Genomic DNA, 25639 nt, shown 5'->3' with positions numbered 1-25639 from the left:
CCATAACGCAGTAAATGAAAAGCGAAGACGAGCGTTTAGAAACGGCGCCTTCTCTATACCGTGGAAATAAATGCAGTTTTCGCGGGAAAACTAAAATATCGCAGAATTCGCTTACACCACAGGTCATTTCGCTTTTTTCTCAAAATAACTAGACATCGGATAGATCGTCACGCTTTGAAAAACAAGAGATAGCAACACAGCCCCAAACGTGAGAGAGATAAGCGTACTATCTCCTGAACCATACTCAGATTCCAAACTTAGAAGAAGTGCAACCGACATCGTTCCCCGTATGCCGGACCAGGTAACAAGCGAAATGTCTTTCCAATTAAATTCATTACGCCAGGCTGTAAATGATTTAATAATACCTGCAAGCACAAGGAAACGAACAACTACAGATGCGAGAAAGATCAATCCTGCAAATACCCAGTAGTTAAAATCAAGATAGTTTGTTGATTCAATCCCAATCAATAGAAAAATCAATGACAGAATACTTGGCTCAACAACTTCCCAGAAGCTATTAAGGTATTCTCTATAGTGTGATTCTTTAATAAAGCCATCAAGTTCATGTGAAAGCATGATTCCAGCTGCAACGACGGAGAGAACTCCTGACACACCAAGATTTTCTGCTACATAAAAACTTCCATAAGCGAGCACGATACTTAGCATCACCTGATATTGTCGCTGGTGTGTAAAAGAAATGGCTCGACAGACAATCCAACTAAATATCGCTCCGATCGCAATTCCTCCAATTGACACAAGAGCAAAGTCATAAATAAACGAGCTAATAGAAAAGCTCTCATCACCAAGATACATGCCAGCGAACACTGTAAAAAGAACGATACTCGTTCCATCGTTCACCATCGATTCACCTTCGACCACATCTGCTATTTTTGGATCTTTTGAAGCCTGCTTTAAAATCGAGACCACAGAGACGGGATCAGTAGGTGTAAGAATAGAAGCAATTAATAAAGCCCCAACAAATGATAATGAAAGGAACGGCCCGCTCATAATAAATAATAAACTACCGAGGAGGAGAGCACTCAATAGTAATCCCAGCGTGCTTAATGCGGCAATAATACCCGCGTGCTTTTTTAGATGAGCAAACGGAAACTGATACGCAGAAATAAAAAGAAGAGCAGGTAGAAACCATTCAAAGATAATGTCTTTCGTTATATGTACGGAGCTGAAGAACGGAAGAAAAGAAAGTCCTATTCCTAAACCTAATAAGACCAGTGGTGCAGGGAAGTTTTTTTGCTTTTTATCAATCGTATAAACTAAATAACCGATGAACAGTAAAATTAAGATCTGATTAGAATCCATGATTTCACTCCTTTGTATTAGTGTCATTCCCTACTCCATTTAGGCTTCAAACAGGCAGGCTTTATTTACCTCTAACTTGCTTCCTTTAACCCTGTCAACAGTTCGTGGTGTATGCTACAATAATCTTTGTCTATTCAAAGATAAGCAAGGTCTGCTATAGGAAACGACGGAGGAGGATACGTATGAACCAGACCCCATTTATTGCCGTCGAAGGCCCCATCGGAGTTGGAAAGACCTCCCTATCTCGAGCGATTGCTGCTCATTATCAATTTGAACTTTTTCAAGAAATCGTAGAAGAGAATCCCTTTCTCGGTAAGTTTTACGACAACATTGAAGAGTGGAGCTTCCAAACCGAGATGTTTTTTCTCAGCCATCGATACAAACAGTTAGAGGAAATGGAGAAGCATCATTTATCAAAACAGCTTCCCGTTATTTCCGATTACCACATCTTTAAGAATAAGATATTTGCCCAACAGACACTTAGTGACAAGCACTTTTCTAAATATATGAAGATTTATGACATTCTAACCGAAGGAATGCCCGAACCGAACGTCATTATCTATTTAAATGCTAGCCTTGAAACGCTGCTTAACCGTATTTCACAACGTGGAAGACAGATTGAAAAAAGCATCGATCCCGCTTACCTTGAGCGTCTTTCATCTGACTATGAACGGTTTATGCAAGAATTTGAAGCACATCATCCTGATATTCCCGTGCTCCGTTTCAATGGTGATGAGATGGATTTTGTGTCCAATCAAGATGATTTACACACCATCTTCCAATCCCTCGAAAAAACATTGAAAGAAGGAGACCCTGTTAAATGAATCTCAGAGAAAAATACAACATCCCACAGGATGCCGTCATTACAATCGCTGGTACGGTAGGCGTCGGGAAGTCTACCATTACGAGCTCACTTGCTAACGCCTTACAATTTAGGACTTCTCTTGAAAAAGTAGATAACAATCCATATTTAGAGAAATTCTATAATGACTTCTCACGTTGGAGCTTTCACTTGCAAATTTATTTCCTTGCTGAGCGCTTTAAAGAACAGAAGAGAATGTTTGAATATGGTGGAGGATTTGTTCAGGATCGTTCCATTTATGAAGATACAGGCATCTTTGCAAAAATGCATTATGAAAAAGGAACAATGTCAGCTGTTGACTATGATACTTACACGAATCTGTTTCAGTCTATGGTGATGACGCCTTTCTTCCCCCATCCTGATTTAATGATCTATCTTGAAGGATCATTTGATGATGTCGTTGATCGCATTAAAGAGCGTGGCCGTCCGATGGAGCAGCAAACGCCAACTGCTTATTGGGAAGAAATGTATGAGCGCTATACAAATTGGATTGACAGTTTCAATGCCTGTCCAATTCTCCGCTTAAATATCAATGAGTATGATCTAGTTAACGACCCATCCTCTGTTGAACTTATCTTAAAGCGTATTGAACAGAAATTTCAACAAATCCCTTCTTTAAGTAGATAATCTAAAAAAAGCTATCCGTTGGATAGCTTTTTTCTTATCGTAAAATATGAGTACATAGAAAAAACCGCTGTCGGCGATGACAGCGGTCGAAATATAATCTCCAAATTATATGCGCGTTGGTTATTAATTAGTAAATGGAGGAGGAAGAGGGATTCGAACCCCCGCGGGCGACTAAGCCCCTGTCGGTTTTCAAGACCGATCCCTTCAGCCAGACTTGGGTATTCCTCCGTGTGAAGAAGTTATTAACTAACTGCGACAAGTAATATAATATCATCGTCTTATAATAATGTCAACGATATCTCAAAACTTTTTTAAAAGAATTTGAATTACTTACTTATGTTGATCATTTCAGTTAAACCGCGCCGAAAATCAACACCCCTTACTATACACGATTATATCCTAAAAATAAAGAGCAGAGATGCCTCTGCTCTTTATCATTTTCTATTTAATGATTTCACGACCACCCATGTATGGACGCAGAACTTCAGGAACAATTACAGAGCCATCTTCTTGTTGATAGTTCTCTAAGATTGCAGCAACTGTTCTTCCGATTGCAAGACCAGATCCGTTTAACGTATGAAGGAATTCTGGCTTACCGTTCTTTTCTCGACGGAAGCGAATACCTGCGCGACGTGCCTGGAAGTCTTCAAAGTTACTGCAAGAAGAAATTTCACGATATGTGCCATAGCTTGGAATCCAAACTTCAATATCGTATTTCTTTGCTGCTGTAAATCCAAGATCACCTGTACACATGCTCATCACGCGGTAAGGCAGGTTCAACAGCTGTAACACTTTCTCTGCGTGGCCAGTCAGCTTTTCAAGTTCATCATAAGAATCTTCAGGCTTAACGAAGCGAACAAGCTCTACTTTGTTAAACTGATGCTGACGAATCAGCCCACGTGTATCACGACCAGCAGAACCAGCTTCAGAACGGAAGCAAGCACTATATGCGGTGTAAGCAAGTGGAAGATCTTCTCCGTCCATAATTTCATCACGATGAAAATTTGTAACAGGAACTTCCGCTGTCGGAATTAAGAAATAGTCTTCTTCCCTAATTTTGAACGCATCTTCTTCAAATTTAGGTAACTGACCAGTCCCAGTCATGCTCTCACGGTTCACAAGGTAAGGAGGCAGAATCTCTTCATAGCCATGCTCTGATTCATGTAAGTCCATCATAAAGTTAATCAATGAACGTTCAAGACGAGCTCCAACACCTTTATAGAATGCGAAGCGACTACCCGTTACTTTTGCAGCACGTTCAAAGTTAATAATATTTAGATCAGTTGCGATGTCCCAGTGTGGCTTCGCTTCAAAAGCAAAATCATTTTTCTCTCCCCACGTACGGATTTCGATATTATCGTCTTCCGTCTCACCAACAGGTACACTGTCATGCGGAATGTTTGGAATTTGAAGAAGAATTTGCTCAAGCTCTGTCTCAACATTGCGAAGCTCTTCATCCATTGTTTTAATCTTATCGCCAACTTCACGCATTTCTTTAATAAGGTGATCAGCATCTTTCTTCTCACGTTTAAATGCTGCCACGTTTTTAGAAGCTTCATTCCGCTGTCCTTTTAACTGTTCCGTTTCAGCGATAAGGTCTCTTCTTCGCTGGTCAAGCTCTTCAAAACGATCAAGACCTACTAGATCTTCCCCACGCTTAGATAGCTTTACTTTTACTTCTTCAAAATTCTTACGCAAATACTTTAAATCGATCATGCTTTTTCCTCCTTTTTTAATGAACAATAAACGAATTAACGGAAGGGATAGTGGTGTAGAGACGTGTATTTAAATACAAAAAAGCCCCCGTCCCCTATAAAGGGACGAGAGCTACCCGCGTTGCCACCCTGATTGCAGACGATTGTCTGCCTCTTAACAGAATAACGGTCTGCTCCGAGAAAGCCTACTTCATTCAGCATTCTACTCAAGGATGGATTCACAGGGTTCAATGATCGATTCGCACCACACATCGACTCTCTTGGCATTGAACATCTATTACTAATTCCCGTCAACGTTTTCGTTTATCATTCGTCTTATGCAGAAAAAGAATTCTCTTCTTCTTGGTACGTAATAATTTACACGAAAAATTACTCTGTTGCAAGTCCTTCTTTCTTAAACTCCAAAACCATATCAATAAACATCTGATGCATGCGATCATCATCTGTTAGTTCTGGATGGAAGGCACACGCAAGAAAACGTCCATGACGTGCAGCTACGATTTTTTCATTAAACGTAGCAAGCACTTCAACATCTTCTCCAACTTCTTCGATATACGGAGCTCGAATGAAGACACCGATAAAGTCATCTTCTAATCCTTTAACAGGTAATGGCGCTTCAAAGCTTTCGCGCTGACGTCCGAATGCATTTCTTTTTGCTTTTACATCCATAACACCAATATGCGATCCGTCTACTCCTTCAATATGCTTTGAAAGCAGAATTAGCCCAGCACATGTCCCGAAAATAGGCTTCTCAGCTGCAAAAGCTTTAAGTGGCTCTAAAAATCCATATTGATCAATTAATCGACGCATTGTCGTACTCTCTCCACCAGGTAGTACGAGGCCATCTAAATCCTTAAGTTGTTCTACTCGTTTCACAACAATGATTTCTGCTTCTTTTGTTTCAAGTGCTTTCACGTGTTCTCGGATTGCACCTTGCAGTCCAAGGACCCCAACTCTCACCATGCTTCTCTCGACTCCTTCTCTTTATCTAAGTAAGAACCCCACCTTATGTTGCACAGGTGGGGAATCAATGTTTTACCAGCCGCGCTCTTGCATACGGTCTGATGGCTTAAGTGAAGAAATTTCAATACCTGGCATTGCGATACCAAGGTTCTTAGAAATATTCGCGATCAATTCATAATCCTGATAGTGAGTTGTTGCTTCCACAATAGCTTTAGCAAATTTCTCAGGATTATCCGATTTGAAAATTCCAGATCCAACGAAGACGCCGTCAGAACCAAGCTCCATCATTAGTGCTGCATCTGCAGGAGTTGCGATGCCACCAGCAGCAAAGTTAACAACCGGAAGACGTCCAAGCTCTTTAATTTGAAGAAGAAGCTCAAATGGCGCCTGAAGGTTTTTCGCTTCAGTCATCAGTTCGTCTTCAGACATGCTTGAAATTTTACGAATTTGGGATTGAATAAGACGCTGATGACGTACAGCTTCAACAACGTTTCCTGTTCCTGGTTCACCTTTCGTACGAAGCATTGCAGCACCTTCACCTACGCGGCGCAGTGCTTCACCAAGGTTACGCGCTCCACATACAAACGGAACAGTGTACTTGCGCTTATCAAGGTGGAATTCTTCGTCAACTGGAGTAAGAACTTCACTTTCATCAATGTAGTCAACGCCCATTGATTCAAGAACGCGTGCTTCTACAATATGACCAATACGGCATTTTGCCATTACTGGAATCGATACGGCATTCACAACGTCCTCTACGATTGTAGGGTCAGCCATACGCGCTACGCCGCCTGCTGCACGAATATCAGATGGCACTCGTTCTAGTGCCATTACTGCTACTGCACCAGCTTCTTCTGCAATCTTAGCTTGCTCTGCATTGACAACGTCCATAATCACGCCGCCCTTTTGCATTTCAGCCATACCACGTTTTACACGATCTGTACCTGTTTGTTGATTCATCTATATTCCTCCCATATCTATACTTAGAAACGTCTTTGTTACACGACATCTATCAAACGCTTTTATTGTAACATTTTTTCATGACTTGTCCTATCACATGTGCAGTGATTTCATAAAAGATTTAGAAAAATACTCCTCGATGAACGCATCGAAGAGTATTTTTTCCAAGTATACTTGATATTATTAATTAAAACAGACCTTTCACAGCATCTGCTACGCTAGTCCATACACCAGAGAAGAAGCCACCAATCGCTCGCATAGTAAGTGTAAACCAACCTGCTTTTTCAACAGATTCAGTTGCTACAAGAGGTACTGAAGAACCCTTGTCACCTGTTATGTAACCGAAGTCTTCACCGGTTGATTTTAAGACGACTTTTCCAACTTGATCGCCTTCTTTAATTGGTGCAGTTAGTTCTCCATCTTCTGTTAGAAGAGATTGATCGTATTCATAGCTTAGTTTAAATGGTTCTTTCGTATTCGTCACTGTTACTGCATTGAAAGATTCTCCTGCAGCGACCCCAACTTCTTTCTCCTTACCTTTGACAACTTTAACCGTGGAATTACCATCAGCTTTATCACCTTTAGTAACAATTGTTTGGGACTGGAATTGATCAAATCCATAGTTCAGAAGCTTAGCTGTTTCTTCAAAACGAGCTTCATACGAATCAGTTTTCATAACAACAGAAATTAATCGCATATCACCTTGTTTAGCTGTTCCTGTAAAAGCAAAACCAGCAAGGTCTGTAGAGCCGGTCTTGAGACCATCTATGCCTTCTACTTTATATTTATTAGCATATACAAGTGAAGGAAGAAGCCAGTTCCAGTTCTTCATTGTAATTTCATCATCTGTACCTTCGCGGAATTTCTTTTCTGGAGTACTAGTGGTTTCTATTACTTCAGGAAAATCTTTAAGAAGGTTATAAGCAAGAAGTCCAGTTGAACGAGCGGACATCATGTTCTCTTCATCAGGGTCTCCAGCAGGATGATTACCAAGTAGGTCTTTGTTGTTCAGCCCTGAACTATTAACAAACTTGTATTCCTTCATACCCATTTCTTTTGCTTTTGCATTCATCATTTCGACAAACTTCGCTTCTGTTCCAGCAACGTGCTCAGCCAGCGCCATTGTGGCAGCATTTGCCGAATAAATGGCCATTGCTTCATATAATTCCTTAACTGTATACTGTTCACCCACACGAAGTGGTACGTTTGAAAGAGAACGGTTCTGTGATAGCTTTTGGATCGTATCACTTACTGTAACTTTTTCATCCCAACTTATTTCGTTTTTATTAATTGCTTCAAGTACTAAATATTCCGACATCATCTTTGTCATACTTGCAGGTGAGAGCGTTAATTCAGGATTTTTCTGATATAAAATCTTTCCTGAATTTGCATCAATTAAGATTGATGCTTCTGCTTTGATGTCGGGCGCCTCTGCTGCTTCTGCAGTATTGCCTCCACCAAATGTTCCTGCTAGTAATAATACCATCGCCATAGTTACGATCATGGCTTTCAAACCAAGGTTTCTCAACCCCTACACCTCCAAATAAGTCTCACATAACCGCTATTCTATCACACCTAAAATTAAAAAAATAGATAGAGGAAAGTCCCCTATCTACTTTTCGAAAGTATTAAGCTATTTTTGTCACACACCTGTTATAACTTCAGTCTAAAGCACTATTTAAACAGAGTAATTTGGTGCTTCTTTCGTAACCTGAACATCGTGTGGATGACTTTCGCGAAGGCCTGCACCCGTTATTCGAACGAACTGGCTATCTTCACGAAGTGAGTTAAGTGTTCTTGTCCCACAGTAACCCATTCCAGAACGTAAGCCACCGATTAACTGATGAATTGTATCAGTTAGTGGTCCTTTGTAAGGAACACGTCCTTCAATTCCTTCAGGAACGAGTTTAGACATATTTTCCTGGAAATAACGATCTTTACTTCCCTTTTCCATTGCTCCAATCGAGCCCATTCCACGGTATACCTTAAACTGACGACCCTGATAGATTTCACGTTCGCCTGGACTTTCATCAACACCTGCAAGGATACTACCGAGCATCACTGCATGGCCACCTGCAGCGAGCGCCTTTACGATATCTCCAGAGAACTTAATGCCACCATCAGCAATAATACTAATACCATGTTTGCGTGCTTCTGTTGCACATTCATACACCGCTGTGATTTGAGGTACACCAACACCAGCAATAACGCGAGTCGTACAAATTGAACCAGGTCCAATTCCTACCTTCACAACATCGGCTCCGGCTTCAATTAACGCTTTAGTCCCCTCAGCAGTTGCGACATTACCTGCGATAATTGGAAGATCAGGATAGGCGCTTTTGATTTCACTCACCTTTGTCATAATGCCTTCTGTATGGCCGTGAGCAGAATCTAATACAATAACGTCAACACCAGCCTCCACTAGTTTTTCAACTCGCTTCAGAGCATCTGTTGTATTCCCTACAGCAGCGCCAACTAGAAGACGGCCTCTGCTGTCTTTAGCAGACTGAGGAAACTGAATAACTTTCTCAATATCTTTAATTGTTATAAGACCTTTAAGTGTTCCATCATCATCAACCAATGGAAGCTTTTCAATGCGATGCTTTTGAAGAACTCGCTCAGCCTCTTTTAATGTTGTACCTACAGGAGCTGTTACAAGATTTTCTTTTGTCATAACGTCTTTAATTTGTATAGAGTAGTCTTCAATAAAACGAAGGTCACGATTAGTAAGGATACCAACGAGCTTGCGTTCCTCATTAACAATCGGAACACCGGAAATACGATACTTGCCCATCAGATGTTCAGCATCGAATACCTGATGTTCTGGTGTGAGAAAGAAAGGATCAGTAATAACACCACTTTCAGATCGTTTAACACGATCAACGTGTTCAGCTTGTTCCTCCATCGACATGCTTTTATGAATAATACCTAATCCACCCTGTCTTGCCATCGAAATAGCCATAGGCGCTTCAGTTACTGTATCCATACCAGCACTAATAATCGGTACATTTAATTCAAGATCTTTCGTTAATTGAGTTTTCACCGATACTTCTCTTGGTAGTACATCGGAAAAAGCTGGTGTTAATAAGACATCATCGAAGGTTAACCCTTCTTTAGCGAATTTTGTTTCCCACATCCCTTTCATCCTCCTCTAATCGAATTGTCCGAAATTTTATTAGTAGCTTATCAATTGGTTAAACTACTGTCAAGAAAGATAGAATAAGTTTGAATAATCAAACATGGAGGGCTCCTATGGGATATTCTGGACATTATCATTCAAACAACTTTGCATATCACTCAGCCTCATATGTTCAGCAATATTTAAAGGAATGTTATTCTAACATCGAACTTCCGGATGCCGAACGTAAAAGCTACGATTCCTGTTATCGATTTATGTATTTTATCGAATATGGCGAACGCTATTATCGGCATGCTTCAACTGCTGATGCAGAGCTAAAACCAATCCTTCTTTTTTATGGGATGATTCAACTGTTAAAAGCTTGTCTTATTACAATTGATCCAAATTATCCGGGTGACACACATGTTCTTGCACACGGCGTTACGTCTCGAAAAAGAAAAAAACGCCATTATGCTTTTTTGCAAGATGAAGTAAAAGGTCAAAAAAATGGACTCTTTGAATACTTTTCAAGGAAAATGTTTCATGTGAAACAGGTAGAAGGGGAGAAATATAAAATGGAAGATCTTCTTACCCTTATACCCGAAGTTTGCCCATTATTTGAGAAGCTGACTCGTAAAGTAACGAGCTATAAAATGATTTCTCTTACCTCCACTTCTTTCACTATTCAGGCAAGTATTCTTGATACGTTAAATATGACTGCAGAACGTTTTGAATCCTACCTTCAGCAGCATGGGGATACTTCAATAAAAGTTCTTACTCATAATCGTGATTTCATTACTTTGCAGTTCAAGGAAGACCCCGTCGCAGGTTTACAGAGACGCCCCTTCCTATATGATAGGAATACTCTTTACCTCCCGGCAGAACGTAGTCAGTACAATCCTATTGCTGAGGTAATGGCTCACTATCTAATTTTATATAACCTCAGTATGATTTGCCGATACGAGACAGAATGGTGGGGAGATCTTTTTCATACTCAGGAGTCATTAGATCTACCTTTTATTCTACAATTTCTTGAAGTAACTTCTGAAAAAATACCGCATTTACTATATGAGTTTTTAAATAAGAGAAGTAAAAGTTGATCGCAGTACGTTGGTAAAGTAAAGGGAGTTGAAACAGGTAGTTCGTATTTATTCGACGAACGTGGTGGACCTAGGTATTCAGCTAGGTAATACACACCGAAAAAACCATACAAAAAAGCGAGAAACCCTCAGGTCTCTCGCTTCTCTTCATTGCCCAGCGACGTCCTACTCTTGCAGGGGGAGATCCCCCAACTACCATCGGCGCTCGAGCTTAACTTCCGTGTTCTCATACGGGGCGCGATAAGCGGCGAACTTCGCCAGCTGCGCGATGCCAGATCCTCATGGATCTCTCGAATATCCACTCCGGTCTGACATAGCTTGCTTCCTCGAATTTCTTGCTTCTCCCACCCCTACGAAGCTTTCGAAGAAGTTTTGATTGTCTCACATGAAGCTTTTTTCTCTTGCGAGTTTTCTTCACTTTATAGATACAAAAAAAGGCGAGAAACCCTCAGGTCTCTCGCCTTTCATCTTGTGCCCAGCGACGTCCTACTCTTGCAGGAGGAGATCCTCCAACTACCATCGGCGCTGAAGAGCTTAACTTCCGTGTTCGGCATGGGAACGGGTGTGACCTCTTCGCCATCATCACTAGACGATTCAGGTGTTCCCTGAAAACTAGATAGCACGCACAACTTTCCAATATGTCCAGCTACGTAAGCCAAATCCTCGATCGTTTCACCTTTTGATTCTGACGCATAAAGCGCGTCTGACTCAAAAGCCTCCAACCGCTTGTCGGATTTAAACGGCTTACTTCGCTTTTCGTTTAGGTTAAGCCCTCGATCGATTAGTATTCGTCAGCTCCACGTGTTGCCACGCTTCCACCCCGAACCTATCTACCTCATCATCTCTAAGGGATCTTACCAGCTTAATGCTGTGGGAAATCTCATCTCGAGGGGGGCTTCATGCTTAGATGCTTTCAGCACTTATCCCTTCCACACGTAGCTACCCAGCTATGCTCCTGGCGGAACAACTGGTACACCAGCGGTGTGTCCATCCCGGTCCTCTCGTACTAAGGACAGCTCCTCTCAAATTTCCTGCGCCCGCGACGGATAGGGACCGAACTGTCTCACGACGTTCTGAACCCAGCTCGCGTACCGCTTTAATGGGCGAACAGCCCAACCCTTGGGACCTACTTCAGCCCCAGGATGCGATGAGCCGACATCGAGGTGCCAAACCTCCCCGTCGATGTGGACTCTTGGGGGAGATAAGCCTGTTATCCCCAGGGTAGCTTTTATCCGTTGAGCGATGGCCCTTCCATGCGGAACCACCGGATCACTAAGCCCGACTTTCGTCCCTGCTCGACTTGTAGGTCTCGCAGTCAAGCTCCCTTGTGCCTTTACACTCTGCGAATGATTTCCAACCATTCTGAGGGAACCTTTGGGCGCCTCCGTTACACTTTAGGAGGCGACCGCCCCAGTCAAACTGCCCACCTGACACTGTCTCCGCACCGGATCACGGTGCTGGGTTAGAATGTCAGTACAGCCAGGGTAGTATCCCACCGACGCCTCCATCGAACCTGGCGGTCCGACTTCTATGGCTCCTACCTATCCTGTACAAGCTGTACCAAAATCCAATATCAGGCTACAGTAAAGCTCCATGGGGTCTTTCCGTCCTGTCGCGGGTAACCTGCATCTTCACAGGTACTATAATTTCACCGGGTCTCTCGTTGAGACAGTATCCAAGTCGTTGCACCTTTCGTGCGGGTCGGAACTTACCCGACAAGGAATTTCGCTACCTTAGGACCGTTATAGTTACGGCCGCCGTTTACTGGGGCTTCGATTCAGAGCTTCTCCCGTAAGGGATAACCCCTCCTCTTAACCTTCCAGCACCGGGCAGGTGTCAGCCCCTATACTTCGCCTTACGGCTTTGCAGAGACCTGTGTTTTTGCTAAACAGTCGCTTGGATCTTTTCACTGCGGCTCCCCTGGGCTATAAACCCGAGGAAGCACCCCTTCTCCCGAAGTTACGGGGTCATTTTGCCGAGTTCCTTAACGAGAGTTCTCCCGATCGTCTTAGGATTCTCTCCTCGCCTACCTGTGTCGGTTTGCGGTACGGGCACCTTTTTCCTCACTAGAGGCTTTTCTTGGCAGCGTAGAATCAAGGACTTCGGTACTAAATTTCCCTCGCCATCACGACTCAGCCTTCACGGTGAACGGATTTACCTATTCACCAGCCTAATCGCTTGGACGCGCATTTCCAGCAGCGCGCTCTCCCTATCTTTCTGCGTCCCCCCGTCGTTCAAACGGAAAGGAGGTGGTACAGGAATATCAACCTGTTATCCATCGCCTACGCCTTTCGGCCTCGGCTTAGGTCCCGACTAACCCTGAGCGGACGAGCCTTCCTCAGGAAACCTTGGGCTTTCGACGGACAAGATTCTCACTTGTCTTTCGCTACTCATACCGGCATTCTCACTTCTAAGCGCTCCACCAGTCCTTTCGGTCTGACTTCACAGCCCTTAGAACGCTCTCCTACCATTGTCGTAAGACAATCCACAGCTTCGGTGATACGTTTAGCCCCGGTACATTTTCGGCGCAGCGTCACTCGACCAGTGAGCTATTACGCACTCTTTAAATGATGGCTGCTTCTAAGCCAACATCCTGGTTGTCTAAGCAACGCCACATCCTTTTCCACTTAACGTATACTTTGGGACCTTAGCTGGTGGTCTGGGCTGTTTCCCTCTCGACTACGGATCTTATCACTCGCAGTCTGACTCCCGCGGATAAATCGTTGGCATTCGGAGTTTGACTGGATTCGGTAATCCGGTAAGGACCCCTAGTCCAATCAGTGCTCTACCTCCAAGATTCTTGCCGCGAGGCTAGCCCTAAAGCTATTTCGGAGAGAACCAGCTATCTCCAGGTTCGATTGGCATTTCACCGCTACCCACACCTCATCCCCGCATTTTTCAACATGCGTGGGTTCGGGCCTCCATTCAGTGTTACCTGAACTTCACCCTGGACATGGGTAGATCACCTGGTTTCGGGTCTACGACCACGTACTATTTCGCCCTATTCAGACTCGCTTTCGCTGCGGCTCCGCCTTCTCAGCTTAACCTTGCACGGGATCGTAACTCGCCGGTTCATTCTACAAAAGGCACGCTGTCACCCATTAACGGGCTCCAACTAGTTGTAGGCACACGGTTTCAGGTTCTTTTTCACTCCCCTTCCGGGGTGCTTTTCACCTTTCCCTCACGGTACTGGTTCACTATCGGTCACTAGAGAGTATTTAGCCTTGGGAGATGGTCCTCCCGGGTTCCGACGGGGTTTCACGTGTCCCGCCGTACTCAGGATCCGTCTCGGAGGGCATCGGATTTTGACTACAGGATTGTTACCTTCTCTGATGGACCTTTCCAGGTCGCTTCGTCTATCCGTGCCTTTGTAACTCCAAAGAGACGTCCTACAACCCCAGAGGGCAAGCCCTCTGGTTTGGGCTGATTCCGTTTCGCTCGCCGCTACTCAGGAAATCGCGTTTGCTTTCTCTTCCTCCGGGTAATGAGATGTTTCAGTTCCCCGGGTCTGCCTTCCATTCCCTATGTATTCAGAAATGGATACCATCCTATTAAAGATGGTGGGTTCCCCCATTCGGAAATCTCCGGATCAAAGCGTACTTACAGCTCCCCGAAGCATATCGGTGTTCGTCCCGTCCTTCTTAGGCTTCTAGTGCCAAGGCATCCACCGTGCGCCCTTAGTAGCTTAACCTTCGATTTGTTAGGCATTGCTGCCATAACGCATCAGTTATTACTAAGTTATTGCATAAAAAATAATTATTGGATGTCGTTGTTTGTGCTATCTAGTTTTCAAGGAACAAGGCTACTGTTTAAATCCGCCTAAGCTTCATCACTTCACCTGGTTTGAAAGAATAAATCATTCTTTCAAAACTAAACGAAACGCTCATGTAAGGTTGGTAACGTAAGTTACCTTCGTAATTCTCCATAGAAAGGAGGTGATCCAGCCGCACCTTCCGATACGGCTACCTTGTTACGACTTCACCCCAATCATTTGTCCCACCTTCGGCGGCTGGCTCCATAAAGGTTACCCCACCGACTTCGGGTGTTACAAACTCTCGTGGTGTGACGGGCGGTGTGTACAAGGCCCGGGAACGTATTCACCGCGGCATGCTGATCCGCGATTACTAGCAATTCCGGCTTCATGCAGGCGAGTTGCAGCCTGCAATCCGAACTGAGAACGGCTTTATGGGATTCGCTTCACCTCGCGGTGTTGCTGCCCTTTGTACCGTCCATTGTAGCACGTGTGTAGCCCAGGTCATAAGGGGCATGATGATTTGACGTCATCCCCACCTTCCTCCGGTTTGTCACCGGCAGTCACCTTAGAGTGCCCAACTAAATGCTGGCAACTAAGATCAAGGGTTGCGCTCGTTGCGGGACTTAACCCAACATCTCACGACACGAGCTGACGACAACCATGCACCACCTGTCACTCTGTCCCCCGAAGGGGAACGTCCTGTCTCCAGGATTGTCAGAGGATGTCAAGACCTGGTAAGGTTCTTCGCGTTGCTTCGAATTAAACCACATGCTCCACTGCTTGTGCGGGCCCCCGTCAATTCCTTTGAGTTTCAACCTTGCGGTCGTACTCCCCAGGCGGAGTGCTTAATGTGTTAACTTCAGCACTGAGGGTGGAACCCCCCAACACCTAGCACTCATCGTTTACGGCGTGGACTACCAGGGTATCTAATCCTGTTTGCTCCCCACGCTTTCGCGCCTCAGCGTCAGTTACAGACCAGAGAGCCGCCTTCGCCACTGGTGTTCCTCCACATATCTACGCATTTCACCGCTACACGTGGAATTCCACTCTCCTCTTCTGCACTCAAGTCCTCCAGTTTCCAATGACCCTCCACGGTTGAGCCGTGGGCTTTCACATCAGACTTAAAAGACCGCCTGCGCGCGCTTTACGCCCAATAATTCCGGACAACGCTTGCCACCTACGTATTACCGCGGCTGCTGGCACGTAGTTAGCCGTGGCTTTCTGGTTAGGTACCGTCAAGGTACCGCCCTATTCGAACGGTACTTGTTCTTCCCTAACAACAGAGCTTTACGACCCGAAGGCCTTCGTCACTCACGCGGCGTTGCTCCGTCAGACTTTCGTCCATTGCGGAAGATTCCCTACTGCTGCCTCCCGTAGGAGTCTGGGCCGTGTCTCAGTCCCAGTGTGGCCGATCACCCTCTCAGGTCGGCTACGCATCGTCGCCTTGGTAAGCCATTACCTTACCAACTAGCTAATGCGCCGCGGGCCCATCCTGCAGTGTTAGCTCGAAAGCCAACTTTCAACATTGCACCATGCGGTGCGATGTATTACCCGGTATTAGCTCCGGTTTCCCGGAGTTATCCCAGTCTGCAGGGCAGGTTGCCCACGTGTTACTCACCCGTCCGCCGCTAAGATCAGGGAGCAAGCTCCCATCTCTTCGCTCGACTTGCATGTATTAGGCACGCCGCCAGCGTTCGTCCTGAGCCAGGATCAAACTCTCCGATAGAAAGCTTAATCTAGCTTTAAAACAATGTTTTGTTTCCGTAGAAACAACTACTTACATGGCGTTTCGTTCAGTTTTCAAAGATCGATTTGTTTCTTTCGTTTTCGCCGTTGTTTATCGGCGACTTAAATAATATATCATGTAATGCGTTATCTCGTCAACACTTTTTTATAAGTTTTTTAAAACCAATTTTAGAAGGTTTTGGAGACCCCGTCAAAGCGACGGAATTACATCTTATCATCTGCTTATCAGTATTGCAATAGAAAAATAAAAAAAGAAGAGGATTTCTCCTCTTCTTCTAACTTGTTACTCTTCTTCAGGCTTTGAATCGTCGTTATCATCATTCTCGATGATCTCTTCAGCATCAACATCAATGATTTCTTCCGCACTTACTTCAATAGTAGGTTCTGTATCTTCGATGTCCTCACCTTCGATACCCTCTTCATTGATCTCTACCTTCGCAACCGTTGCGACAGAGTCACCTTCAGAGATACGGATCAATCTCACACCTTGCGTGTTTCTTCCGGTTTGAGAAATATCCTGTACATCAATACGAATAATGACGCCACTCTCAGTAATAATCATACATTCTTCATCAAGCGTGACAGTCTTGAGAGCTGTTAACACACCATTACGTTCAGTAAGGTTACACGTCTTGATACCTTTACCGCCTCTTGTTTGCACGCGATACTCTTCAACAGGTGTTCGTTTACCGAATCCTTTATCAGTCACAATAAGTACATCCTGGTTTTCATCTAGAATGCCTATACCGACAACTTGATCGTTCTCCTGAAGGGTGATCCCCTTAACACCAGTAGCTGTTCGACCCATAGATCTAACGTCTTCTTCATGAAAGCGAATCGCCATTCCTTGTTTCGTTCCCATAATAAGCTCTTTCGATCCATTCGTTAGACGAACGCCCATTAGCTCATCGTCTTCTTTAAAGTTGATGGCAATGAGCCCACCCTTTCGAATATTCGCAAAGGCAGATAATGGAGAGCGTTTAACAACACCCTGCTTCGTCGCAAAGAAAACGAACCAATCATCAACAAACTCTTCTATAGGAATAATTGCAGTGATATATTCATCTTTTTCTATTTGAAGGAGATTAATAATTGGAATCCCTTTCGCCGTTCGACTAAGCTCAGGTACTTCATACCCTTTAAGTCTGTAGACCTTCCCTTTATTCGTAAAGAAAAGAATCGTATTATGCGTCAGAGTAGTGAATAGGTGTTCAACAAAGTCACCATCATTTGTACCCATCCCCTGAATTCCACGACCACCGCGCTTTTGACTACGATACGTATCGATTGGCAGACGCTTTATATACCCTTTATGTGTGAGGGTAATAACAATATTTTGTTTAGGAATTAAATCTTCATCCTCGATCATATCGAAGCCAACCGTTATTTCGGTACGACGTTTGTCTGCGAACCTTTCTTTTACTTCCGCTAGCTCTTCGCGAATGATTTCAAGAACTTTCTCTTCATCAGCAAGGATCGCTTTTAGTTCAGCGATACGCTTCATTAATTCTTGATATTCTGATTCAATTTTATCACGCTCTAGACCAGTTAAACGCTGAAGTCGCATATCAAGGATCGCCTGAGACTGATCATAGCTTAGCGAGAACTTTGTCATAAGGCCTTCTCTAGCAATATCTGTTGTTTCAGAAGCTCGAATTAATTTAATCACTTCATCTAAATGATCAAGTGCAATTCGCAAACCTTCTAATATATGTGCTCTTGCTTCCGCTTTGTTTAGCTCAAACTGCGTTCTTCTTCTAATAACAACCTTTTGATGCTCTAGATAATGCTCAAGACATTCTTTTAGCGTTAATACTTTTGGTTGTCCATCTACTAGAGCAAGGGTGTTAATCCCGAAGCTAGTTTGAAGTGCAGTTTGTTTATATAAGTTATTTAGGAGAACATTCGCATTTGCATCTTTACGCACTTCAATGACAACACGCATTCCTGTGCGGTCAGATTCGTCACGAAGATCTGTGATACCCTCTATCTTTTTATCGCGAACAAGCTCTGCGATTTTTTCGACAAGACGTGCTTTATTAACCTGATAAGGAAGTTCAGATACAATGATCGTCTTTTTACCATTGCTAAATTCTTCGATTTCAGCTTTTGCCCGCTGGATAATTGATCCTCTACCAGTCATATAAGCTTTGCGAATACCCTCACGTCCAAGAATCTCAGCTGCAGTCGGGAAATCTGGTCCTGGAATAAACTCCATTAATTCAGGTATCGAAATCTCTGGATTCTTACTAAGTTCCAAAATCCCTTCAATGACTTCCCCAAGGTTATGCGGTGGTATATTCGTAGCCATTCCTACAGCGATACCTGAAGCTCCGTTTACTAGTAAGTTAGGAAACCTTGCAGGGAGAACAATTGGTTCTTGTTCAGAGCCATCATAGTTGTCCTGGTAGTCTATTGTGTCTTTGTTAATGTCTCGCACCATTTCCATAGCGATTTTAGACATTCTCGCCTCAGTGTAACGCATTGCAGCTGCTGAATCTCCGTCAATAGAACCAAAGTTACCATGGCCATCTATTAACATATTACGATAGCTAAAGTCCTGAGCCATGCGCACCATTGTGTCATATACAGCTGAATCACCGTGTGGATGGTACTTACCAATTACTTCTCCAACAATACGCGCAGACTTCTTGTAAGCTTTATCAGAAGTCATACCCAGGTCATTCATGGCATACAAAATACGGCGATGCACTGGTTTTAAACCATCTCGTACATCAGGAAGAGCTCGACTTACAATAACGCTCATCGCATAATCCATGAAGGAGGTGCGCATTTCCTGACTAATATTTATTTCCTTAACTCTCGATCTTTCCATATCAGACATACGGAAAACCTCCAATTATACTCTTGTTCATCTCATAACATTTAGCTGTATTGCCTTATTAACCCTTGAACAGCAGAAAAGGGGGGATTCCCCCCTTCAGTTTATTTCTTAAACATCTAGATTCTTTACATAATGGGCGTTGTCTTGAATAAAGTTCCGTCTCGGTTCAACACGATCTCCCATTAACATATCAAAGACTTCATCCGCTTCGATCGCATCTTGTAGTTCAACTTGCAGTACTGTACGCGACTCAGGATCCATCGTTGTTTCCCAAAGCTGAGTTGGGTTCATTTCACCTAGACCTTTGTATCGCTGAATACCGGGCTTAGGAGCTTTCGGAATCTCGTTCAAAATAATATCATGCTCGCGGTCATTATAAGCGTAAGTAACTTTTTTTCCTTGTGTAATCTTATAAAGTGGCGGCTGGGCAATGTAAACATAGCCATTTTCAATCAACGGACGCATATAGCGATAGAAAAATGTTAATAGAAGCGTTCGAATGTGGGCTCCATCAACATCCGCATCAGTCATGATAATTAATTTGTGGTAGCGAGCTTTTGATAAATCAAAATCCTCACCTATACCTGTTCCAAGTGCTGTGATAATCGCTCTAATTTCGTTATTTGATAGTATTTTATCTAAACGTGCTTTCTCGACGTTCAGAATTTTACCTTTTAGAGGCAATATTGCTTGGAAATGACGATCACGTCCCTGTTTAGCTGATCCACCCGCTGAGTCACCCTCAACAATATAGAGTTCAGAAATAGAAGCATCTTTAGATGAGCAATCAGCTAATTTACCTGGGAGAGCGCTCACTTCAAGAGCACCTTTCCTTCTTGTTAACTCTCGTGCTTTCTTTGCTGCAGCACGAGCGCGTGAGGCCATAAGACCTTTCTCAACTATTTGCTTAGCAACGAGGGGATTTTCAAAAAGGAAAGTAGAGAACTTTTCTCCAAAAATAGACTCGGTAATTGTACGAGCTTCTGCATTTCCAAGCTTTGTTTTCGTCTGACCTTCGAATTGAGGATCAGGGTGCTTAATTGAAATGATTGCAGTTAATCCTTCTCGTACATCATCCCCTGTTAAGTTAGGGTCGGTTTCACGGAATAAACTATTTTTTCGTGCATAGTCATTAATAACGCGAGTAAGGGCTGTTTTAAAACCGTATTCGTGACTTCCACCCTCATGTGTATTGATGTTATTGGCAAATGAGTAGATACTACTCGCAAAACCATCATTGTATTGAACAGCGATCTCGACAGAAATCCCTTCACGTTCTCCTTCTACGAAGATTGGTTCTTCGTGGAGCGCTTCACGTGAACGATTTAAATGTTCAACGTATGATTTAATACCGCCCTCGTAATGATATTCATTACGCTTAGTTTCTTCAGGACGCTTGTCTTGCGCAACAATCTTAATTCCGCGATTTAGGAAAGCAAGTTCTCTTAGACGATGAGCAAGAATATCAAATTCATATTCTATTGTTTCAGTAAAAATTTCGGTATCAGGGATGAAGTGAATGGTTGTACCCGTCACATCACTATCACCAATAACCTTAAGATCTTCATCAGGTACACCGCGTGTATAACTTTGGTAATAAACTTTGCCTTCACGTTCTACCGTAATTTCAAGTTTAGACGACAAAGCATTTACTACTGATGCACCTACACCGTGCAGTCCACCGGAGACTTTATATCCACCGCCGCCAAACTTACCACCGGCATGCAGTACAGTCATAATAACTTCGACTGCAGGACGGCCCATTTTCTCTTGAATACCGACTGGAATGCCTCGTCCGTTATCCTCTACTTTAATGCTATTGTCTTTCTCAATACTAACTGTAATTTGTGAACAGTACCCTGCAAGAGCTTCATCGATACTGTTATCTACAATTTCCCAAACAAGATGGTGGAGACCTCTGCTACTTGTGGAACCGATGTACATCCCTGGGCGTTTTCGAACAGCCTCAAGTCCCTCAAGGACCTGAATCTGACTTTCATCATAACTTTCTTTATTAGACTGTTGCTCTAATGTCATATTGTTCACCTACATTTCTCTATCAAAGATAGACTCAATTAAGCTTGCTGATTGCCAGCCAACCTGGTTTTAAGATGATTCTCCATTCGATGTTACTTCTACACTATCCGATACTGTGTAAGCACGTCTTTTTAGTGTAAGTGAAGATAAAGGGGACAGATAGACCGTATCAGTTGTGATAACGATTGATTTCGTTAAATCACCACCAATATCTTCTACTAGCTTATCTTTTTGATGGCGGTGCAAGAATTCATTCGTAATCTCCGCTTCCTCCATAACTTGCCAATCAAAGATGCCAACAACATCTCTCGATTGAACAACTACGTCCTCTCCTAAGTGTATAAACACCACTTCACCTCATTTCACCTTTTCGATTAGTCCATCTTGGACTTGAAAAGTCGTCGCTTTCTCAAGCGTTTCATGATGGATGCCTTCGACGCTAGTCGTTGTGACAAACGTCTGGACCTTTCCCTGAATTGTATTTAAAAGATGAGACTGCCTGTAATCATCTAACTCCGACAGAACATCATCAAGCAGAAGTAAAGGATATTCGCCTACTTCACTATGAATTAATTCAATTTCAGCAAGTTTTAGTGATAAAGCCGTGGTACGCTGTTGCCCTTGAGATCCATAGGTTTGAACGTCCTTCCCATTTACAAAAAACGACAAATCATCTCTATGGGGGCCCGCTAGCGTAACACCACGCTCAACTTCTCTCTCTTTAATTTTATCAAACTTTTGCTTATATCCATCTACTATTTTCGACAAATCGGTTGGTTCTGATACCTCTACAGTTGGATTATAGTGAATTTCAAGTTTTTCTAGCCCTCTACTAATTCCATAATGAATTGGTTCAGCCCATTGTTGAAGGAGTTGAACAAATCGAACTCGACGTATATAAATATTCGCAGCAGCTTCAATTAATTGTTCGGTCAGGATATCCAACATTACATAATCGGGATTTTTTTGATATCGCAAGGTCTTTAACAAGCTGTTACGCTGCTGAAGAAGCTTCAGATATCGACCAAGATAATAGAGATAGACTGGTTGTACCTGGCCAATTTCAATATCGATGAATCTTCTGCGAACGCCAGGATTGCCTTTAACCAGATTGAGATCCTCTGGTGCAAACATGACAACATTCAGTGCACCAATGTAGTTGCTCAGTTTCTGCTGTTCCAATTGATTTAGTTTGGCTTTCTTACCTTTTTGGGAAATAACCAGTTGGAGGGAGAGGGGACCATTTCGTTTTTCTATTCTACCTTCTATTTTAGCATATTCCTCGTCCCAATTGATTAATTCTTTATCTCTTGGTGTACGATGGGATCTCGCCATAGCTAGTACATAGATAGCTTCCATGATGTTTGTTTTCCCCTGAGCATTTTCACCGAGAAAAACGTTCACGTTATTTTCAAACTGCAGTTCTTGCTTCGTGTAATTTCGATAATTCGTTACTTTCAATGTGTTTAGATGCAACGGGAAACCCCCATTCAGCTAGATACAACAAACTCCCCGACTCCAGGAATCATCACTTTATCCTGATTGTAGAGTTTTCTGCCACGTCGGTCATCTAATTCTCCGTTTACATAGACCTCGTACTCTGACAGAAACCACTTTGCCATTCCGCCTGTATTAATCACTCCAGCTTCTTGAAGAAGTTGGCCAAGAGTGATGTATTCTTTAATTAATTTGATTTCATTCATCTTCGTTCACCTCATTTTCCTTCTACTCCATTCAACGATGACGAGTTTGAAGGATGACAATAGTTTATTATAACTCTTTTTTAACTAAAACGCATGACTTATAGAGTGGAAATTTCACAATGGCAAGAAAAAAGAGAAAGCCGCTGGAAGAATTCTTCTCAGCAGCTCAATATTTTTGCATGAATTTTAACTAAAATTAATAAGTTCGTACCGGTAGAATTAACTGCATAATAGCAGCTCCTTCAATAGGCTTGATTAAGAATGGACGCATCGCACCAGTAAAGCTAATATTCACTTCATTGGAATCCATCGATCTCAACGCATCCATCATGTATTTAGCACTAAAAGAAATCTTAAGCTCTTCTCCATCAAAGAATTGAGATTGTACCTGTTCAATAACTTTACCGATTTCAGGAGAGTTTGAGGAAATTTCTAACGTTGATTCCTCTATGCTTGCGAGCTTGACTACGTTATTCCTTCCTTCTCGTGCAAGAACTGAAGCTCGATCAATTGCTTGTAATAGTTCTTTTGCTGATACCGTTACGTTTGTTTTACTTTCGTTAGGTATAAGTCGACTTGTATCAGGATAATTTCCGTCAAGAAGTCTTGAGAAAAAGAGAATGTGATTTGATTTAAATAGAATTTGATTCTCTGTAACCGTAATATCTACAAGTTCTTCGTTATCATCAATAATTTTAGAAAGTTCACTTAAACTCTTTCCTGGGATAACGACATTTGAGAATGAAAGGTCATTACCATTAGGTTCAACCTGCACTGTTCTGAGAGCAAGTCGGTGACTATCTGTCGCAGTACAGTTTAATTCGCTATTCTCAAGCTTCCAGTTTACACCTGTCAACACCGGTCTAGTTTCTGAAGTAGAAACAGCAAATACCGTTTGTCTAATAATGTTTTTTAGGAGATCTGCTTGAATTTGAAATCCTTCTTTGGATTCTACTTCTGGTAGACGTGGGTATTCTTCAGGATCTAGACCGTTAAGGTTAAACTCTGAAGATCCAGAACGGATTCTCGTTGTTAAGCTATCGTGAACTTCAATTTCTACTTGATCACCTGGTAGTTTTTTAACGATATCAGAGAAGAAACGTGCTTGAAGAACAATACTTCCCATCTGAGAGATTTCAACAATTTGTTTATCATTTTCCTCTGCGGGAATGAAACATTCGATTGAAATATCTGAGTCAGAGCCTGTTAATGTTACACCTTCATCGCTTGCCACGATTTTAATACCAGTCAGTATCGGTATCGTTGTTCTTGAAGATACTGCTTTCATGACATCAGATACGCTTGATACTAGATAATCTCTCTCGATTTTGAAACGCATAATTTACCTCCTAAATAAATGACCCTGATTATATATTTATTACTTAAAAAAAGTCGTAGTCTTACTAGTAGGGGCTGTGAATGTGTGGATAAGTGTTATTGAACCTATATCACGCAAGTTATCCACCTGTGGATAGTGTGTTAGTAACTCTGGATAATTGTACACACTCTATCAACTAATATCCACAAAAAAGGTAACTATCCATTTTTCAGCTGCTCTACTATATCTTGCAGTTTCTTCTGAAATGCTTGATCAGAATCCACTAGTTTTGAAATCTTCTCATGAGCGTGGATCACAGTTGTGTGATCTCGGCCTCCAAATTCTTCCCCAATCTTCGGAAGAGAAAAATCGGTCAGTTCTCTTGATAGATACATCGCAATTTGACGTGGGAAAGCGACTGATTTCGTTCTCTTTTTAGCCGCAAAGTCTTCTAGTTTTACTGAGAAGTGATCACCTATAACATTTTGAATATCATGGATGGTGATGACTCTAGGTTTTGATGATGGAATAATATTTTTTAGAGCTTCAGCTGCTAAGTCCGCATTCATGTCTTGATTAATTAGTGAAGAATAGGCCACCACTCGAATAAGAGCACCTTCTAGTTCACGAATGTTCGTATCAATTTGGTTAGCGATATAGAGCATCACTTCATTTGGGATATCTAGACCTTCAGCTTTCGCTTTCTTTCTAAGAATCGCAATCCTTGTTTCAAGATCAGGAGGCGTAATATCAGTAATTAATCCCCATTCGAAACGTGATCGTAGCCTGTCCTCTAGCGTTGGTATTTCCTTAGGTGGTCGATCACTTGAAATCACAATTTGCTTACTTTCTTCATGAAGCGCATTAAATGTGTGGAAGAATTCCTCTTGGGTTTGTTCTTTACCAGCTAGAAATTGAATATCATCAATCAGTAGTACGTCTACATTTCGATATTTATTGCGAAAATTAACGGTCTTGTTATCGCGAATGGAGTTAATAAACTCATTAGTAAACTTCTCGGATGATAAATACACCACTTTTGCATTCGGATTATGCTCAATGACATAGTGACCAATTGCATGCATCAAGTGTGTTTTTCCTAGGCCAACCCCCCCGTAAATAAATAAAGGATTATAAGCTTTAGCTGGCGCTTCAGCCACTGCTAGGGAAGCTGCATGAGCAAAACGGTTCCCCGATCCAATAACGAAAGTATCAAACGTATATTTGGAATTAAGCACGCTCTGCGGATGTTCTTCCTGAGCGGGATTTGCTTTTGGTTTTTTCTTCATAGATTGTTCAAGATCCAAATCAGTATCGGACTGATTCTGGGGAATAATGAACTTTGCTTTGAGTTCACTGCCTGTTAGCTCAAGTAACGTTTCCGTTATTAAACTTGAGTATCTAGATTCGAGCCAGTCTCTAGCGAACTCGTTGGGGGCAGTAATAATAATGGTGTCGCCTTCCATTCTGTTAGCAGAAGTGGACTTTAACCAGGTTTCGAAACTCGGCTTACTTAATTTTTTTTCGATTTCGGATAATGCCTGTTGCCAGAGATCCGTGATGTTATCCAA

Annotated in this window: 16 protein-coding genes, 1 tRNA gene, 3 rRNA genes and 1 other annotated feature; of the genes, 3 read left to right on the top strand and 17 right to left on the bottom strand. The window is 42.6% G+C overall.

Translation table 11 applies throughout. The features are described from left to right. Positions 1 to 123 precede the first annotated feature (123 nt). Positions 124 to 1320: a cation:proton antiporter gene (locus AC0VYJ_RS00100; protein ID WP_475366271.1), complete on the bottom strand. Its 1197-nt coding sequence runs from the start codon at positions 1318 to 1320 to the stop codon at positions 124 to 126. A gap of 182 nt (positions 1321 to 1502) precedes the next feature. On the opposite strand from AC0VYJ_RS00100, the gene AC0VYJ_RS00095 reads away from it, so the two are divergent. Beyond that, positions 1503 to 2144: a deoxynucleoside kinase gene (locus tag AC0VYJ_RS00095; protein WP_194222564.1), complete on the top strand. Its 642-nt coding sequence runs from the start codon at positions 1503 to 1505 to the stop codon at positions 2142 to 2144. After that, entirely contained in the window at positions 2141 to 2809 is a 669-nt protein-coding gene (locus AC0VYJ_RS00090; protein WP_194222563.1) for a deoxynucleoside kinase, read from the top strand. The genes AC0VYJ_RS00095 and AC0VYJ_RS00090 overlap by 4 nt, the downstream gene beginning before the upstream one ends. A gap of 135 nt (positions 2810 to 2944) precedes the next feature. Here the strand turns inward: AC0VYJ_RS00090 and AC0VYJ_RS00085 are convergent. From AC0VYJ_RS00085 to guaB, 6 genes are all read right to left on the bottom strand, one after another. Continuing rightward, positions 2945 to 3037 (bottom strand) — tRNA-Ser (locus AC0VYJ_RS00085). Positions 3038 to 3250: 213 nt separating this feature from the next. Beyond that, positions 3251 to 4525, bottom strand: a complete 1275-nt coding sequence (serS, locus tag AC0VYJ_RS00080) for a serine--tRNA ligase (RefSeq protein WP_194222562.1) — start codon at positions 4523 to 4525, stop codon at positions 3251 to 3253. Between the two features lie 97 nt (positions 4526 to 4622). Then, positions 4623 to 4827 (bottom strand) — a binding site (T-box leader). A gap of 66 nt (positions 4828 to 4893) precedes the next feature. Next, positions 4894 to 5487 carry a pyridoxal 5'-phosphate synthase glutaminase subunit PdxT gene (gene pdxT / locus AC0VYJ_RS00075; protein ID WP_283153224.1) on the bottom strand — a complete coding sequence of 198 codons (594 nt, stop codon included), beginning with the start codon at positions 5485 to 5487 and terminating at the stop codon, positions 4894 to 4896. A 72-nt stretch (positions 5488 to 5559) separates the two neighbouring features. After that, positions 5560 to 6447 (bottom strand): pyridoxal 5'-phosphate synthase lyase subunit PdxS, encoded by an 888-nt coding sequence (pdxS, locus tag AC0VYJ_RS00070; protein ID WP_098445637.1) that lies wholly within the window; start codon positions 6445 to 6447, stop codon positions 5560 to 5562. Positions 6448 to 6634: 187 nt separating this feature from the next. Then, positions 6635 to 7951: a D-alanyl-D-alanine carboxypeptidase family protein gene (locus AC0VYJ_RS00065; RefSeq protein WP_475367431.1), complete on the bottom strand. Its 1317-nt coding sequence runs from the start codon at positions 7949 to 7951 to the stop codon at positions 6635 to 6637. Between the two features lie 174 nt (positions 7952 to 8125). Then, positions 8126 to 9583 (bottom strand): IMP dehydrogenase, encoded by a 1458-nt coding sequence (gene guaB, locus AC0VYJ_RS00060; RefSeq protein ID WP_194222560.1) that lies wholly within the window; start codon positions 9581 to 9583, stop codon positions 8126 to 8128. 116 nt (positions 9584 to 9699) lie between these two features. On the opposite strand from guaB, the gene AC0VYJ_RS00055 reads away from it, so the two are divergent. Then, positions 9700 to 10665: a YaaC family protein gene (locus AC0VYJ_RS00055; RefSeq protein ID WP_475366270.1), complete on the top strand. Its 966-nt coding sequence runs from the start codon at positions 9700 to 9702 to the stop codon at positions 10663 to 10665. A gap of 473 nt (positions 10666 to 11138) precedes the next feature. Here the strand turns inward: AC0VYJ_RS00055 and rrf are convergent. The 10 genes from rrf to dnaA form a co-directional block, all read right to left on the bottom strand. Further along, positions 11139 to 11255: ribosomal RNA gene (rrf, locus tag AC0VYJ_RS00050) — 5S ribosomal RNA — on the bottom strand. Between the two features lie 171 nt (positions 11256 to 11426). Further along, positions 11427 to 14356, bottom strand: a 23S ribosomal RNA gene (locus tag AC0VYJ_RS00045). A gap of 237 nt (positions 14357 to 14593) precedes the next feature. Continuing rightward, positions 14594 to 16145: ribosomal RNA gene (locus AC0VYJ_RS00040) — 16S ribosomal RNA — on the bottom strand. The 16S, 23S and 5S rRNA genes sit together here, the layout of an rRNA operon. 303 nt (positions 16146 to 16448) lie before the next feature. Next, positions 16449 to 19010 (bottom strand): DNA gyrase subunit A, encoded by a 2562-nt coding sequence (gyrA, locus tag AC0VYJ_RS00035; RefSeq protein WP_475366269.1) that lies wholly within the window; start codon positions 19008 to 19010, stop codon positions 16449 to 16451. Between the two features lie 108 nt (positions 19011 to 19118). After that, complete coding sequence (gene gyrB / locus AC0VYJ_RS00030; RefSeq protein WP_475366268.1) at positions 19119 to 21047, bottom strand: DNA topoisomerase (ATP-hydrolyzing) subunit B; 1929 nt, start codon at positions 21045 to 21047, stop codon at positions 19119 to 19121. Between the two features lie 69 nt (positions 21048 to 21116). After that, positions 21117 to 21395, bottom strand: a complete 279-nt coding sequence (gene remB / locus AC0VYJ_RS00025) for an extracellular matrix regulator RemB (protein WP_194218136.1) — start codon at positions 21393 to 21395, stop codon at positions 21117 to 21119. A 9-nt stretch (positions 21396 to 21404) separates the two neighbouring features. Further along, positions 21405 to 22523 (bottom strand): DNA replication/repair protein RecF, encoded by a 1119-nt coding sequence (recF, locus tag AC0VYJ_RS00020; protein ID WP_194218137.1) that lies wholly within the window; start codon positions 22521 to 22523, stop codon positions 21405 to 21407. Between the two features lie 14 nt (positions 22524 to 22537). After that, complete coding sequence (gene yaaA / locus AC0VYJ_RS00015; RefSeq protein WP_194218138.1) at positions 22538 to 22750, bottom strand: S4 domain-containing protein YaaA; 213 nt, start codon at positions 22748 to 22750, stop codon at positions 22538 to 22540. Between the two features lie 196 nt (positions 22751 to 22946). Further along, the gene (gene dnaN / locus AC0VYJ_RS00010; protein WP_194218139.1) at positions 22947 to 24089 is read right to left on the bottom strand and encodes a DNA polymerase III subunit beta; all 1143 of its coding nucleotides are present in this window, start codon (positions 24087 to 24089) and stop codon (positions 22947 to 22949) included. A 197-nt stretch (positions 24090 to 24286) separates the two neighbouring features. Beyond that, positions 24287 to 25639 carry a chromosomal replication initiator protein DnaA gene (gene dnaA, locus AC0VYJ_RS00005; protein ID WP_194218140.1) on the bottom strand — a complete coding sequence of 451 codons (1353 nt, stop codon included), beginning with the start codon at positions 25637 to 25639 and terminating at the stop codon, positions 24287 to 24289.

The organism is Anaerobacillus sp. 63XJN7_5_ISO-PGPR-S23-430 (genome assembly GCF_056173695.1).
The sequence above is the reverse complement of the archived record's forward strand: the minus strand, read 5'-3'. Positions and strand labels throughout refer to the sequence as shown.

Bases quoted from the DNA above. Each gene is read 5' to 3' on its own strand.
- AC0VYJ_RS00100 (WP_475366271.1), bottom strand. From the start codon at position 1,320: ATGGATTCTAATCAGATCTTAATTTTACTGTTCATCGGTTATTTAGTT.
- AC0VYJ_RS00095 (WP_194222564.1), top strand. From the start codon at position 1,503: ATGAACCAGACCCCATTTATTGCCGTCGAAGGCCCCATCGGAGTTGGA.
- AC0VYJ_RS00090 (WP_194222563.1), top strand. From the start codon at position 2,141: ATGAATCTCAGAGAAAAATACAACATCCCACAGGATGCCGTCATTACA.
- serS (WP_194222562.1), bottom strand. From the start codon at position 4,525: ATGATCGATTTAAAGTATTTGCGTAAGAATTTTGAAGAAGTAAAAGTA.
- pdxT (WP_283153224.1), bottom strand. From the start codon at position 5,487: ATGGTGAGAGTTGGGGTCCTTGGACTGCAAGGTGCAATCCGAGAACAC.
- pdxS (WP_098445637.1), bottom strand. From the start codon at position 6,447: ATGAATCAACAAACAGGTACAGATCGTGTAAAACGTGGTATGGCTGAA.
- AC0VYJ_RS00065 (WP_475367431.1), bottom strand. From the start codon at position 7,951: ATGATCGTAACTATGGCGATGGTATTATTACTAGCAGGAACATTTGGT.
- guaB (WP_194222560.1), bottom strand. From the start codon at position 9,583: ATGTGGGAAACAAAATTCGCTAAAGAAGGGTTAACCTTCGATGATGTC.
- AC0VYJ_RS00055 (WP_475366270.1), top strand. From the start codon at position 9,700: ATGGGATATTCTGGACATTATCATTCAAACAACTTTGCATATCACTCA.
- gyrA (WP_475366269.1), bottom strand. From the start codon at position 19,010: ATGTCTGATATGGAAAGATCGAGAGTTAAGGAAATAAATATTAGTCAG.
- gyrB (WP_475366268.1), bottom strand. From the start codon at position 21,047: ATGACATTAGAGCAACAGTCTAATAAAGAAAGTTATGATGAAAGTCAG.
- yaaA (WP_194218138.1), bottom strand. From the start codon at position 22,750: ATGAATGAAATCAAATTAATTAAAGAATACATCACTCTTGGCCAACTT.
- dnaN (WP_194218139.1), bottom strand. From the start codon at position 24,089: ATGCGTTTCAAAATCGAGAGAGATTATCTAGTATCAAGCGTATCTGAT.